Genomic DNA, 15452 nt, shown 5'->3' with positions numbered 1-15452 from the left:
TCGCCACACCCTGTCACCGCGATGTCACTGTGCACGTACCGGAAACGCGGCGGGATCCCGGATGGTTCCCGGAATCCGGGATTCCCGCGTGTCCCCGGCCCCCATCATGCAGCAACTCCCCGCACGCCCCGCGGGATCCCCCGCCCTTCCCGGCGCGCCCCGCCGGACCGCACCGCCCGGCTCACTCCGGCCGCATCCACTGGTTCATCACCGACAGCAGATGATCGGGGTCGACGGGCTTGGTGACATAGTCGGAGGCGCCCGACTGGATCGCCTTCTCCCGGTCGCCCTTCATCGCCTTCGCGGTGAGCGCGATGATCGGCAGACCCGCGAACTGCGGCATCCGCCGGATCGCCGTGGTCGTCGCGTACCCGTCCATCTCGGGCATCATGATGTCCATCAGCACCACCGCCACATCGTCGTGCTGCTCCAGGACCTCGATGCCCTCCCGGCCGTTCTCGGCGTACAGCACCGACAGCCCGTGCTGCTCCAGGACGCTGGTGAGCGCGAACACATTGCGGATGTCGTCGTCGACGATCAGCACCTTCTCGCCGCCGAACCGCACGGTGGGCGCAGCGGGCTGCTCCTGCTCGGGAACGGCCGTCCACGGCTCGGCCCGCTGCGTCTCCTCGGGCAAGGAGCGCCGCCGGCGCCGGAAGAGCGCCGCGGGGCCGTTCTGCGTCTCCTGGTACGACTTCACCTCGGCCGGCGTCTCGATCTCCACCGCGGACAGCTCCGAGGAGAGGTGCGCCTCGGAGGCCACCAGGTCGCCGGCCTCCAGCGCGGGCGCGGACTGCTGGTAGCCCTGCGGGGGCAGTTCGCTCATGTGCAGCGGCAGGTACAGCGTGAACGTCGAGCCGCGCCCGGGCTCGCTCTGCGCGTGGATCTCACCGCCGAGCAACTGCGCGATCTCCCGCGAGATCGACAGCCCGAGGCCGGTGCCGCCGTACTTGCGGCTGGTGGTGCCGTCCGCCTGCTTGAACGCCTCGAAGATCACCCGCATCTTGCTGGCCGCGATGCCGATACCGGTGTCCGTCACCGAGAACGCGATCAGCTCGCCGGCCGGATCGGCCAGCGAACCGGCCTCCAGCAACTGCTCCCGGATGGAGTCCGGCACATCCGCGCCGGCCGGCCGGATCACCAGCTCCACCGAACCGGAGTCGGTGAACTTCACCGCGTTGGACAGCAGGTTGCGCAGCACCTGCAACAACCGCTGCTCGTCGGTGTGCAGGGTCGCCGGCAGCTCCGGGGAGACCCGCACGGACAGGTCCAGGCCCTTCTCCGCGGTCAGCGGCCGGAAGGTGGCCTCCACGTAGTCCACGAGCTGGACGAGCGCGATCCGGGTCGGGGAGACGTCCATCTTGCCCGCCTCGACCTTCGACAGGTCCAGGATGTCGTTGATCAGCTGGAGCAGGTCGGAGCCCGCGCCGTGGATGGTCTCGGCGAACTCCACCTGCTTGGGCGAGAGGTTGCCCTCGGCGTTGTCCGCGAGCAGCTTCGCCAGGATCAGCAGCGAGTTGAGCGGGGTGCGCAGCTCGTGCGACATGTTGGCGAGGAACTCGCTCTTGTAGCGCATCGACACCGCGAGCTGCTCGGCGCGCTCCTCCAGGACCTGCCGGGCCTCCTCGATCTCGGTGTTCTTCACCTCGATGTCCCGGTTCTGCCGGGCCAGCAGCTCGGCCTTCTCCTCCAGTTCGGCGTTGGAGGCCTGCAGCGCCTTCTGCCGGTTCTCCAGCTCTGCCGACCGCTCCCGCAGCTGCTCGGTCAGCTCCTGCGACTGCTTGAGCAGCTTCTCGGTCTTGGTGTTGACCGAGATGGTGTTGACGCTGGTGGCGATCATTTCGGCGATCTGGTTGAGGAAGTCCCTCTGGATCTGCGTGAACGGCGTGAAGGACGCCAGCTCGATCACGCCGAGCACCTTGCCCTCGAACAGCACCGGCAACACGATCACCTGCGCGGGCGGGGCCTCGCCGAGCCCGGAGGAGATCTTCAGATAGCCGCTGGGCGCCTTGTCCACCAGGATCGTGCGCTTCTCCTGGGCGGCCGTGCCGATCAGCGCCTCACCGGGCCGGAACGACGTCGGCATGGAGCCCATCGAGTAGCCGTACGAGCCGAGCATCCGCAGCTCGTAGTCGTCCTCGCCGTTGCCGACGCCCTTGCCCTCCATCAGCGGCATCGCCAGGAAGAACGCGCCGTGCTGCGCGGACACCACCGGCGTCAGCTCGCTCATGATCAGCGAGGCCACGTCCTCCAGGTCCCGGCGGCCCTGCATGAGGGAGGAGATACGGGCCAGGTTGCCCTTGAGCCAGTCCTGCTCCTTGTTGGCGATCGTGGTGTCGCGCAGGTTGGCGATCATCTTGTTGATGTAGTCCTGCAACTCCTGGATCTCGCCGGCCGCGTCCACGTCGATCTTCAGGTTCAGGTCGCCCCGGGTCACCGCGGTCGCCACGCGCGCGATGGCCCGCACCTGCCGGGTCAGGTTCTCGGCCATCTCGTTCACGGACTCGGTCAGGTCGCGCCAGGTGCCGTCCACGTCACGCACGCGTGCCTGGCCGCCCAGCTGTCCCTCCGTGCCCACCTCGCGGGCCACGCGCGTGACCTCCTCGGCGAAACTGGACAGCTGGTCGACCATCGTGTTGATCGTCGTCTTCAGCTCGAGGATCTCGCCCCGGGCGTCAATGTCGATCTTCTTCGTCAAGTCACCCTTGGCGATGGCCGTGGTGACCATGGCGATGTTGCGCACCTGACCGGTCAGGTTGGACGCCATCTGGTTCACCGACTCGGTGAGGTCCTTCCAGGTGCCGGCCACGCCCGGGACATGCGCCTGACCGCCCAGGATGCCGTCCGTGCCCACCTCACGGGCCACCTTGGTGACCTGGTCGGCGAACGAACTCAGCGTCTTGACCATCGTATTGATGGTGTCGGCGAGCTGCGCCACCTCGCCGCGCGCCTCGATCGTCACCTGCCGCGTCAGATCGCCGTTGGCGACGGCCGCGGCCACCTGCGAGATGTTGCGCACCTGCATGGTCAGGTTGTTGGCCATCAGGTTGACGTTGTTGCTGAGGTCCTTCCAGATGCCCGTGACCCCCGGCACGTGCGCCTGGCCGCCCAGGATGCCCTCGGTGCCCACCTCACGGGCCACCCGGGTCACCTGCTCGGCGAAGCTCGAGAGTTGATCAACCATGGTGTTGACCGTCGTGACAAGCTCGAGGATCTCGCCCTTCGCGTCAACAGTGATCTTCTTCGACAGATCGCCCTTCGCGACCGCCGTCGTCACCTCGGCGATGTTGCGCACCTGGATCGTCAGGTTGTTCGCCATGAAGTTCACGGACTGCGTGAGGTCCTTCCAGGTGCCGGAGACCCCCTGCACCTCGGCCTGCCCGCCGAGGATGCCCTCCGTACCCACCTCACGGGCCACCCGCGTGACCTGGTCGGCGAACGACGACAGCTGGTCCACCATCGTGTTCAGCGTGTTCTTCAGCTCCAGGATCTCCCCGCGCGCGTCCACGGTGATCTTCTGGGAGAGGTCGCCGCGCGCCACGGCGGTGGCGACCTGCGCGATGTTGCGCACCTGGGCCGTCAGGTTGCCCGCCATGCCGTTCACGGAGTCGGTCAGGTCCCGCCACACACCGGCGACACCGGGCACCTGCGCCTGACCGCCGAGGCGCCCCTCGGTACCCACGTCCCGCGCGACCCGGGTCACCTGGTCGGCGAAGGCGGACAGCTGGTCCACCATCGTGTTGATCGTGTTCTTCAGCTCGAGAATCTCGCCCCGCGCGTCCACGTCGATCTTCTGCGACAGATCACCGCGCGCCACCGCCGTCGTCACCTGGGCGATCTGCCGCACCTGCGACGTCAGGTTGCCGGCCATGAAGTTGACGGAGTCCGTCAACTCCTTCCACGTACCCGAGACGCCGTCCACCCGGGCCTGACCGCCCAGCCGGCCCTCCGTACCCACGTCCCGGGCCATCCGCGTGACCTGGTCGGCGAAGCTCGACAGCTGGTCCACCATGGTGTTCACGGTGTTCTTCAGCTGGAGCATCTCACCCGAGACGTCCACGGTGACCTTCTGCGACAGATCACCGTTCGCCACCGCCGTCGTCACCTGGGCGATGTTGCGGACCTGACCGGTCAGGTTGCGGAACGCGGTGTTGACGGAGTCCGTCAAGTCCTTCCATGTGCCCGCCGCGCCCGGCACCTGCGCCTGGCCGCCCAGCTCACCCTCGACACCGACCTCCCGCGCCACCCGCGTCACCTCGGCACCGAAGGCCGACAGCTGGTCCACCATGCCGTTGACGGTGTTCTTCAGCTCCAGCATCTCGCCGGCCACGTCCACGGTGACCTTCTGCGACAGATCACCGTTGGCCACGGCGGTCGTCACCGTCGCGATGTCCCGCACCTGCGTCGTCAGGTTCCGGAACACCGTGTTGACGGAGTCCGTCAGGTCCTTCCACGTACCCGCCGCGCCCGGCACGTTGGCCTGACCGCCGAGCCGCCCCTCCGCGCCGACCTCGTTCGCCACCCGGGTGACCTCGTCCGCGAAGATCCGCAGCGTCTCGGTCATCTGGTTGATCGTCTCGGCGAGCCGCGCCACCTCGCCCCGCGCCGGAACCGTGACCTTCTGCGACAGGTCACCGCTGGCGACGGCCGTCGTCACCTGCGAGATCCCCCGCACCTGCGCGGTCAGGTTGCCCGCCATCGTGTTGACGGAGTCGGTCAGCTCCTTCCACACGCCGGCCACCCCGGGCACCTGCGCCCGGCCGCCCAGGATGCCTTCGGTGCCCACCTCCCGGGCCACCCGCGTGACTTCGGAGGAGAAGGCCGAAAGCTGATCCACCATCGTGTTGACGGTGTTCTTCAGCTCCAGCATCTCGCCGGCGACATGCACGGTCACCTTGCGGGACAGATCACCCTTGGCCACCGCCGTGGTCACCAGGGCGATGTCCCGCACCTGGGCGGTCAGCCGGTCCGCCATCGTGTTGACGGACTCGGTGAGGTCCTTCCACGAACCCGACATCCCGCGCACCCGGGCCTGCCCGCCGAGCTTGCCCTCGGTGCCGACCTCGCTGGCCACGCGCGTGACCTCGTCCGTGAACGTCGACAGCTGGTCCACCAGGTTGTTGACGGTCCGGCCGACCTTCAGGAACTCCCCGCGCAGCGGATGCCCCGTACCGCCGTCCGGCGCCTGCGTCCGCAGCTCCATGCGCGGCGACAGGTCACCCTCGGCGACCGCCGTCAGCACCCGGCTGACCTCCGAGACGGGCCAGACCAGGTCGTCCACCAGCGCGTTGGAGTGCTCGATGGCGGTCGCCCAGGAGCCCTCGCAGGCGCCCGTCTCCAGCCGTTCCGTGAGTTTTCCCTCACGCCCCACCATGCGCCGCACCCGGGACAGCTCACCGGTCAGATGCAGATTCCGGTCGGCCACCTCGTTGAAGACGGCCGCGATCTCCGACATCACGCCGTCCCCGGAGACCGTCAGCCGCTTGCGGAAGTTCCCGTCCCGCATCGCCACGAGGGCCGCCAGCAGCCGGTTCAGGGCGGCCGTGTCCACCGTCGTGGTGCCGCCGCTCCTGCCCAGGGACGGTCCGCCTTTCGCGCGCGTCTTCGTGCCTCGCGTCGCCGCGCCAGACTCCACTGTGTCCCTCCCGGAGGGGTAGACCGTTACTGCTGTGCTCGGCCGCTTCGGCCCGGCGTGCCGGTCACCGGCATACCGATCGCGTCCGCGTACCGGTTACTTCTGCGTATGTCCGCCGGACGGGATCCGGCCACACCAGGGGCTGCTGCCCGCCGTGCGCCCGGCACACGCGGCCCGCAGCGACCTTCATCAGAAGCTTGCCCAGTGTTTCACCCCGGCCGAACCCGGCCATAACAGTTCGGCAGCTTCGCACATCGTCCGCACACCCTGGGGGCGTAAACACCGAAGACCGGCATCCGCTCGGACCGCGAAGGTAAGTAACCTTGCATGCGGCTGTCCAGCCGCACCGGTCCGACCGGCCTGGGCGGTGGCACGAGTACGAGCGGGCATCGGAGGGGCGGCCGGACATCATGACCACCGGACTGATCCCCGGGGAACAGACCCCGGAGCCACAGCCGACGGGCGAGCCGATGCCGCAGCAGCGGCGCGAGCCGCCCGGCGAGACAGAGACAGCCCTGCATGCCGACAACCGGCCGAGGAGTTCTGTGATCACCGCGCGTGCGGCCGCCAGTTTCGAACCCGTCGGGCGCTCCGTCGCGACCGCCCGGTCCTTCGTCCGCGACACCCTCCAGGGCTGGGGATTCGCCGACATCGTGGACGACGCGGTCGTCCTGACCAGCGAGCTGGTCACCAACGCCGTCGTCCACGCCGGCACGCACGCGGACGTGCTGTGCCTGCGCACCGAGGACGGCGTGCGCATCGAGGTCTCCGACCGCTACCCCGAGCGCGAGGTCCCCCTCCAGAGCGCCGCCGTCTCCATGGGCAGCCCGGACCGCGAGGGCGGCCGGGGCCTCCAGCTCTGCGCGGCCCTGGCCACCCGCTGGGGCGTCGACTACACCCCCACCCACAAGAACGTCTGGTTCCAGCTCAACCTGCCCGAGCGCCCGGTCGGCACCCGCGCCGCCGGGCCCGCCCTGCCCGCCGACCTGCTGCCGCTGGCCGACGGCCGGGTCCGTGTCGCCGTCCTCCAGATCGACCGCAAGGGCGGCATCAGCGCCTGGAACGAGGACGCCGAGGAGCTGTTCGGCTACCCGGCCTCCGACGTCATCGGCAAACCCCTCACCGACCTGGCGGCCTGGCCGCACACCCCTGGCACCGGCACCGGCATCGCCGAGGCGCTCCAGCTCTCCCGCTGGGAGGGCACGTACGGCATCCGCCGCGCCGACGGCCGCGTGGCCCAGGTGTACGCCTCCCATCTGCGGGTCCGTGACACCGGCGGCGAACCCTCGACCGTGTGCCTGCTGGTCCGCGACCACGAACGCGCCGTCCTGCAGACGCCGTCCCGCGTCCCGGCCGGCGACCAGACCCCGTCCTCCGACGGGCAGAGCACCGACCCCTTCGAGGTGTTCATCGGCTCCCCCGCCCCGGACGACCTCGACGGGCTGCTCCAGCGCACCGTGGAACGCGCCCGCGACATGCTCGACGGCGACTCCGCGTTCCTGCTGCTGGCCACCGACGACGAGACGGAACTGGAGGTCCGCGCCTCCACCGGACTGCCCTCCGCCCGCCAGCGCTTCGCGCGCGTGCCGGTGGAGGCGGGCCCCGGCCGCTACGGCTCCGCCCGCATGCCCGCCGTCCACGACGACCTGGCCGCCGTCCCCGGGGCCGTACCGCTGCTCGCCGACACCGGCATGCGCTCGGTCGTCACCGTCCCGCTGAAGGTCGAGGGCCGCCTCACCGGCTCCCTGGGCGTCGCCGCCGAGGCGCCCGGCCGGTACACCAACGAGGAGGCGCTGCGCCTGCAGTTCGCCGCCGACCGGATCGCCCTGGCCGTGGAGTCGGCCCGCCTCGGCGAGCTGGAACGCCTGCGCCGCGGCTCGCTGAGCTTCCTGGTCGAGGCCTCCGACCTGCTGGCCGGCACCCTGGACCGGGACCAGACGCTGGCCCTGATGGCCCAGATGACCGTCCCGACCCTGGCCACCTGGTGCGCGGTGTACACGATCGCCGACCAGGCGTCCGAACCGTATCTGTCCTACGTCCTGCACGAGGACGAGGAACTCATCGACGGCATCAAGTCGTTGCTGTCGAAGGTCCCGCCGCCGGATCCGGTGCCGACCCCGGGCGCCCGGGTCTGGACGGCCCCGGGCGAGGTCGCCCACCAGGCGGCCCTGCGCAGCTCCATGCGGAGCCTGGGCCTGGCGGGCGGGCCCACGCACCGGGTCGCCTCCGGTATCGGCCCGACGCTGGCGACGGCGTCCGCGGTCGGCGGGGAGACGGTGGTCCTGCCGCTGGTCGCCCGCAACCGCGTCATCGGCATGCTGACCCTCGGCAAGCCCACCGACGAGCACTTCCGCCAGGAGATCCTGGAACTCGCCGAGGACCTGAGCCGCCGGGCCGCCCTCGCCCTGGACAACGCCCGCCTGTACTCGGAGCGCACGGCCATCAGCCAGTCCCTCCAGCGCAGCCTGCTCCCGCCGGGCCTGCCGCAGATCGACGGCGTCGAGGTCGAGGTCATCTACCGCGCGGCGGGCGAGGGCAACGAGGTCGGCGGCGACTTCTACGACGTCTTCCCCTACCGCGCGGCGGGCGAGGGCAACGAGGTCGGCGGCGACTTCTACGACGTCTTCCCCATCGGCAACGGCGCGTACGGCTTCGCCATCGGCGACGTCTGCGGTACGGGCCCCAACGCGGCGGCGGTCACCGGCCTGGCCCGGCACGCCCTGCGCCTGCTGGCCCGCGAGGGCCTGTCCGGCCCTGCGGTGTTGCAGCGCCTGAACTCCGCGATCCTCGACGAGGGGGACCGCAGCCGCTTCCTGACGCTTCTCTACGGCGAGTTGCGGACGCGGGCGGACGGCAGCGCCGAGCTGAAGGTGGTCTGCGCCGGCCATCCGCTGCCGCTGCGCCTGCGTCAGGACGGCACGGTGACGGCCGCCGCCGAACCGCAGCCGCTGCTGGGCGTCATCGAGGACCTGGAGCTGTACGAGGAGACGGTCACCCTCGACCCCGGGGACGTGCTGCTCTGCGTCACGGACGGGGTCACCGAACGCCGTGAGGGCTCGCGCATGCTGGGCGACGACGGCCTCGCCGATGTCCTCACCACGTGCACGGGTCTGACGGCGGGTGCGGTCGCGGCGCGCATCATGCGCGCGGTCGAGCGGTTCGCCTCGGACGCCCCGTCCGACGACATGGCGATTCTGGCGATGCGCGTGCCGGGCATTCACCAGGAGGCGTGAGGAAGCACGAAAAAGGCCCCACCCGGAAGGGTGGGGCCTTTTTGGCTGAGCCCCCAAACGGAATCGAACCGTTGACCTTCTCCTTACCATGGAGACGCTCTGCCGACTGAGCTATAGGGGCCTGTCGTTTTCGAGGTTTCCCTCGCGGCGACAAAGAAACTGTACCCCGAACAGGCCTTGGTTCCCAAATTCGTTCGGGGCCGGTTCAGAAGGCGGGCTGAAGCAGGCCGCCGAGGGCGTTGCAGGCGGCGGCCGTCCGCTGCATGTCGCGTTTGGTGAGCGCGGCGTCCACGGGCAGCGCGAGCGTCTCGTCGGCGGCCCGCTCGGTCTCCGGCAGCGACACGCACCGGCGGAAGGCCGGCAGCCGGTGCACGGGCGTCTTCACCGGCACCCTGCACTCCACTCCCCTGACCCGCAGGGCCCGCGCGAACGCGTCCCGGTCCGGCCGGCCGTTGCCCGGTACCCGCACGACGTACTGCTGATAGGTGTGCCCGTCCCCGCCGTCCGGCGTGCGTACGCCCTTGAGTTTGGCGTCGAGATAGACGGCCCGCTGCCGGCGCCGGGCTATCTCGTCGTACGGCGCCTCGGACTCGCCCTGCTCCAGCACCAGCAGCCCGTGCCGCTGCCCGAGCGCGCGCAACCGCCCGATGTCGGCCCGCCGTCCGAAGCGGTGCACGACAACGACCGCCGCGGTGCGGGGAGTTACGGCCGCCTCGACCGCGTCCGGGGCGAGGCAGTAGGTCACCGGGTCTATGTCGGCGAACACCGGGAGCGCGCCCGCCAGGGCCACGGCCTCGGCGACTTCGACGTTCCCGAAGGCCGGTACGACGACCTCGTCACCGACTCCGACTCCGGCGGCCCTGAGCAACGCTGCGGTTCCCATGTCGGGGATGCTGCGCGCGGAACGTGAACGACACGTTACGCACAGCAAAAAAAGATCGGACCCCGAACCGAAGTTCAGGATCCGACCTTTATCAAAATTTGTTCGGCGGCGTCCTACTCTCCCACAGGGTCCCCCCTGCAGTACCATCGGCGCTGTGAGGCTTAGCTTCCGGGTTCGGAATGTAACCGGGCGTTTCCCTCACGCTATGACCACCGAAACACTATGAAACAATCAACCAGACCGCTTAAAAAGCGGGGCTGTTCGTGGTTTCAGAACCAACACAGTGGACGCGAGCAACTGAGGACAAGCCCTCGGCCTATTAGTACCGGTCACCTCCACACGTTACCGTGCTTCCAGATCCGGCCTATCAACCCAGTCGTCTACTGGGAGCCTTACCCCATCAAGTGGGTGGGAGTCCTCATCTCGAAGCAGGCTTCCCGCTTAGATGCTTTCAGCGGTTATCCCTCCCGAACGTAGCCAACCAGCCATGCCCTTGGCAGAACAACTGGCACACCAGAGGTTCGTCCGTCCCGGTCCTCTCGTACTAGGGACAGCCCTTCTCAAGACTCCTACGCGCACAGCGGATAGGGACCGAACTGTCTCACGACGTTCTAAACCCAGCTCGCGTACCGCTTTAATGGGCGAACAGCCCAACCCTTGGGACCGACTCCAGCCCCAGGATGCGACGAGCCGACATCGAGGTGCCAAACCATCCCGTCGATATGGACTCTTGGGGAAGATCAGCCTGTTATCCCCGGGGTACCTTTTATCCGTTGAGCGACGGCGCTTCCACAAGCCACCGCCGGATCACTAGTCCCGACTTTCGTCCCTGCTCGACCCGTCGGTCTCACAGTCAAGCTCCCTTGTGCACTTACACTCAACACCTGATTGCCAACCAGGCTGAGGGAACCTTTGGGCGCCTCCGTTACCCTTTAGGAGGCAACCGCCCCAGTTAAACTACCCATCAGACACTGTCCCTGATCCGGATCACGGACCCAGGTTAGACATCCAGCACGACCAGACTGGTATTTCAACGACGACTCCACCCACACTGGCGTGCGAGCTTCACAGTCTCCCAGCTATCCTACACAAGCCGAACCGAACACCAATATCAAACTGTAGTAAAGGTCCCGGGGTCTTTCCGTCCTGCTGCGCGAAACGAGCATCTTTACTCGTAGTGCAATTTCACCGGGCCTATGGTTGAGACAGTCGAGAAGTCGTTACGCCATTCGTGCAGGTCGGAACTTACCCGACAAGGAATTTCGCTACCTTAGGATGGTTATAGTTACCACCGCCGTTTACTGGCGCTTAAGTTCTCAGCTTCGCCCACCCGAAAGTGAGCTAACCGGTCCCCTTAACGTTCCAGCACCGGGCAGGCGTCAGTCCGTATACATCGCCTTACGGCTTCGCACGGACCTGTGTTTTTAGTAAACAGTCGCTTCTCGCTGGTCTCTGCGGCCACCCCCAGCTCAGAGCGTAAAGCTCATCACCAGGTGTGGCCCCCCTTCTCCCGAAGTTACGGGGGCATTTTGCCGAGTTCCTTAACCATAGTTCACCCGAACGCCTCGGTATTCTCTACCTGACCACCTGAGTCGGTTTAGGGTACGGGCCGCCATGAAACTCGCTAGAGGCTTTTCTCGACAGCATAGGATCATCCACTTCACCACAATCGGCTCGGCATCAGGTCTCAGACTATGTGCAAGGCGGATTTGCCTACCTTGCGTCCTACACCCTTACCCCGGGACAACCACCGCCCGGGATGGACTACCTTCCTGCGTCACCCCATCACTCACCTACTAACCGCTTGGTCCGGCGGCTCCACCACTTTCCATTCCCCGAAGGGTCCGGAACGGCTTCACGGCCTTAGCATCACGATGCTCGATGTTTGACGCTTCACAGCGGGTACCGGAATATCAACCGGTTATCCATCGACTACGCCTGTCGGCCTCGCCTTAGGTCCCGACTTACCCTGGGCAGATCAGCTTGACCCAGGAACCCTTAGTCAATCGGCGCAAACGTTTCTCACGTTTGTATCGCTACTCATGCCTGCATTCTCACTCGTCAACCGTCCACGACTACCTTCCAGTGCCGCTTCACCCGGCAGACGACGCTCCCCTACCCATCACAGCCTCCGTTGGGAGTACATGCTGCAATGACACGACTTCGGCGGTACGCTTGAGCCCCGCTACATTGTCGGCGCGGAATCACTAGACCAGTGAGCTATTACGCACTCTTTCAAGGGTGGCTGCTTCTAAGCCAACCTCCTGGTTGTCTCTGCGACTCCACATCCTTTCCCACTTAGCGTACGCTTAGGGGCCTTAGTCGATGCTCTGGGCTGTTTCCCTCTCGACCATGGAGCTTATCCCCCACAGTCTCACTGCCGCGCTCTCACTTACCGGCATTCGGAGTTTGGCTAAGGTCAGTAACCCGGTAGGGCCCATCGCCTATCCAGTGCTCTACCTCCGGCAAGAAACACACGACGCTGCACCTAAATGCATTTCGGGGAGAACCAGCTATCACGGAGTTTGATTGGCCTTTCACCCCTAACCACAGGTCATCCCCCAGGTTTTCAACCCTGGTGGGTTCGGTCCTCCACGAAGTCTTACCTCCGCTTCAACCTGCCCATGGCTAGATCACTCCGCTTCGGGTCTTGAGCGTGCTACTAAAATCGCCCTATTCGGACTCGCTTTCGCTACGGCTTCCCCACCCGGGTTAACCTCGCAACACACCGCAAACTCGCAGGCTCATTCTTCAAAAGGCACGCAGTCACGAGAACAAGGCAAGCCTCGTTCCGACGCTCCCACGGCTTGTAGGCACACGGTTTCAGGTACTATTTCACTCCGCTCCCGCGGTACTTTTCACCATTCCCTCACGGTACTATCCGCTATCGGTCACCAGGGAATATTTAGGCTTAGCGGGTGGTCCCGCCAGATTCACACGGGATTTCTCGGGCCCCGTGCTACTTGGGTGTCTCTCAAACGAGCCGCTGACGTTTCGACTACGGGGGTCTTACCCTCTACGCCGGACCTTTCGCATGTCCTTCGCCTACATCAACGGTTTCTGACTCGTCCCACGGCCGGCAGACCGTGGAAGAGAGATCCCACAACCCCGCATGCGCAACCCCTGCCGGGTCTCACACGCATACGGTTTGGCCTCATCCGGTTTCGCTCGCCACTACTCCCGGAATCACGGTTGTTTTCTCTTCCTGCGGGTACTGAGATGTTTCACTTCCCCGCGTTCCCTCCACACTGCCTATGTGTTCAGCAGTGGGTGACAGCCCATGACGACTGCCGGGTTTCCCCATTCGGAAACCCCCGGATCAAAGCCTGGTTGACGACTCCCCGGGGACTATCGCGGCCTCCCACGTCCTTCATCGGTTCCTGGTGCCAAGGCATCCACCGTGCGCCCTTAAAAACTTGGCCACAGATGCTCGCGTCCACTGTGCAGTTCTCAAACAACGACCAGCCACCCATCACCCCGAACCAACAGGTCCGAGTGCACTGGGGCCGGCAGCTGAGGAAAGTTCATTCCCTCAGACACCCAACAGCGTGCCCGACACCCTCGCCACCCAGCCGTTCCGTTCCACGCCGAAGCAGTACTAGGAAGACCAGAAGGTCAAGTGTGCCGAGTAGTCAACGTTCCACCCATGAGCAACCAGCATCAGACGTTCGCTGATGTACTGGCCTCTGACCGAGCCAGGCCCGGTAAGAAGTGCTCCTTAGAAAGGAGGTGATCCAGCCGCACCTTCCGGTACGGCTACCTTGTTACGACTTCGTCCCAATCGCCAGTCCCACCTTCGACAGCTCCCTCCCACAAGGGGTTGGGCCACCGGCTTCGGGTGTTACCGACTTTCGTGACGTGACGGGCGGTGTGTACAAGGCCCGGGAACGTATTCACCGCAGCAATGCTGATCTGCGATTACTAGCGACTCCGACTTCATGGGGTCGAGTTGCAGACCCCAATCCGAACTGAGACCGGCTTTTTGAGATTCGCTCCACCTCACGGTATCGCAGCTCTTTGTACCGGCCATTGTAGCACGTGTGCAGCCCAAGACATAAGGGGCATGATGACTTGACGTCGTCCCCACCTTCCTCCGAGTTGACCCCGGCGGTCTCCCGTGAGTCCCCAGCACCACAAGGGCCTGCTGGCAACACGGGACAAGGGTTGCGCTCGTTGCGGGACTTAACCCAACATCTCACGACACGAGCTGACGACAGCCATGCACCACCTGTACACCGACCACAAGGGGGGCACTATCTCTAATGCTTTCCGGTGTATGTCAAGCCTTGGTAAGGTTCTTCGCGTTGCGTCGAATTAAGCCACATGCTCCGCCGCTTGTGCGGGCCCCCGTCAATTCCTTTGAGTTTTAGCCTTGCGGCCGTACTCCCCAGGCGGGGCACTTAATGCGTTAGCTGCGGCACGGACAACGTGGAATGTTGCCCACACCTAGTGCCCACCGTTTACGGCGTGGACTACCAGGGTATCTAATCCTGTTCGCTCCCCACGCTTTCGCTCCTCAGCGTCAGTATCGGCCCAGAGATCCGCCTTCGCCACCGGTGTTCCTCCTGATATCTGCGCATTTCACCGCTACACCAGGAATTCCGATCTCCCCTACCGAACTCTAGCCTGCCCGTATCGACTGCAGACCCGGGGTTAAGCCCCGGGCTTTCACAACCGACGTGACAAGCCGCCTACGAGCTCTTTACGCCCAATAATTCCGGACAACGCTTGCGCCCTACGTATTACCGCGGCTGCTGGCACGTAGTTAGCCGGCGCTTCTTCTGCAGGTACCGTCACTCTCGCTTCTTCCCTGCTGAAAGAGGTTTACAACCCGAAGGCCGTCATCCCTCACGCGGCGTCGCTGCATCAGGCTTTCGCCCATTGTGCAATATTCCCCACTGCTGCCTCCCGTAGGAGTCTGGGCCGTGTCTCAGTCCCAGTGTGGCCGGTCGCCCTCTCAGGCCGGCTACCCGTCGTCGCCTTGGTGAGCCGTTACCTCACCAACAAGCTGATAGGCCGCGGGCTCATCCTTCACCGCCGGAGCTTTCCAACCTCCAAGATGCCTTGGAGGCTCGTATCCGGTATTAGACCCCGTTTCCAGGGCTTGTCCCAGAGTGAAGGGCAGATTGCCCACGTGTTACTCACCCGTTCGCCACTAATCCCCTCCCGAAGGAGGTTCATCGTTCGACTTGCATGTGTTAAGCACGCCGCCAGCGTTCGTCCTGAGCCAGGATCAAACTCTCCGTGAATGTTTACCGGTAATCCGGTGACACATCACGAGAGCGGTGCGAGAGGAGGAATAGTCCTCTCGCACACAGCGTCCTCGCTGTGTTTTTTCAAAGGAACCTCGTCCCAGCGGATGCTGGAGACGGGGTATCAACATATCTGGCGTTGACTTTTGGCACGCTGTTGAGTTCTCAAGGAACGGTCGCTTCCTTTGTACTCACCCTCTCGGGCTTTCCTCCGGGCGCTTCCCTTCGGTCTTGCGTTTCCGACTCTATCAGATCTTTTCTCGATCCGATTTCCTCGGTGCTTTCCAGGTTCCCGCTCTCGCGTTTCCCTTTCCGGCGGTTCCGACTTTATCAGAAGTTCTGAGCCGGTTTTCCCACCCGCTCCGGGCAACCATGTCCGGCACGTGAAGTGCTGGGGTTCCCGGGTGGGCGGAGCCGTAAACGTACTGGAGCGGGGCGCCTCGATGCAA

3 protein-coding genes, 1 tRNA gene and 3 rRNA genes are annotated in these 15452 nt (G+C 65.6%); 1 reads left to right on the top strand and 6 read right to left on the bottom strand.

Translation table 11 applies throughout. The features are described from left to right. Nucleotides 1–181: 181 nt before the first annotated feature. A complete protein-coding gene (locus HB370_RS29030; RefSeq protein ID WP_106980695.1) occupies nucleotides 182–5635 on the bottom strand; it encodes a HAMP domain-containing protein in 5454 nt (1817 codons plus the stop codon). Nucleotides 5636–6045: 410 nt separating this feature from the next. On the opposite strand from HB370_RS29030, the gene HB370_RS29020 reads away from it, so the two are divergent. Continuing rightward, nucleotides 6046–8868: a SpoIIE family protein phosphatase gene (locus HB370_RS29020; RefSeq protein ID WP_167513045.1), complete on the top strand. Its 2823-nt coding sequence runs from the start codon at nucleotides 6046–6048 to the stop codon at nucleotides 8866–8868. Nucleotides 8869–8916: 48 nt separating this feature from the next. Here HB370_RS29020 and HB370_RS29015 read toward each other — a convergent pair. The 5 genes from HB370_RS29015 to HB370_RS28995 all read right to left on the bottom strand — a co-directional run bounded on the left by HB370_RS29015 (nucleotide 8917) and on the right by HB370_RS28995 (nucleotide 15000). Beyond that, nucleotides 8917–8989: transfer RNA gene (locus HB370_RS29015), tRNA-Thr, on the bottom strand. 84 nt (nucleotides 8990–9073) lie between these two features. Next, on the bottom strand, nucleotides 9074–9736 hold the full coding sequence (locus HB370_RS29010; protein ID WP_037702083.1) for a DegT/DnrJ/EryC1/StrS family aminotransferase: 663 nt from the start codon (nucleotides 9734–9736) through the stop codon (nucleotides 9074–9076). 115 nt (nucleotides 9737–9851) lie between these two features. Then, nucleotides 9852–9968, bottom strand: a 5S ribosomal RNA gene (gene rrf, locus HB370_RS29005). 82 nt (nucleotides 9969–10050) lie between these two features. Further along, nucleotides 10051–13173 (bottom strand): 23S ribosomal RNA (locus HB370_RS29000). 300 nt (nucleotides 13174–13473) lie between these two features. Further along, a 16S ribosomal RNA gene (locus tag HB370_RS28995) occupies nucleotides 13474–15000 on the bottom strand. The 16S, 23S and 5S rRNA genes sit together here, the layout of an rRNA operon. Between the last annotated feature and the right edge of the window lie 452 nt (nucleotides 15001–15452).

It is taken from the genome of Streptomyces sp. DSM 40868, from assembly GCF_011820545.1.
In the GTDB taxonomy this organism is placed as follows: Bacteria; Actinomycetota; Actinomycetes; order Streptomycetales; family Streptomycetaceae; genus Streptomyces; species Streptomyces eurythermus.
The sequence above is the reverse complement of the archived record's forward strand: the minus strand, read 5'-3'. Positions and strand labels throughout refer to the sequence as shown.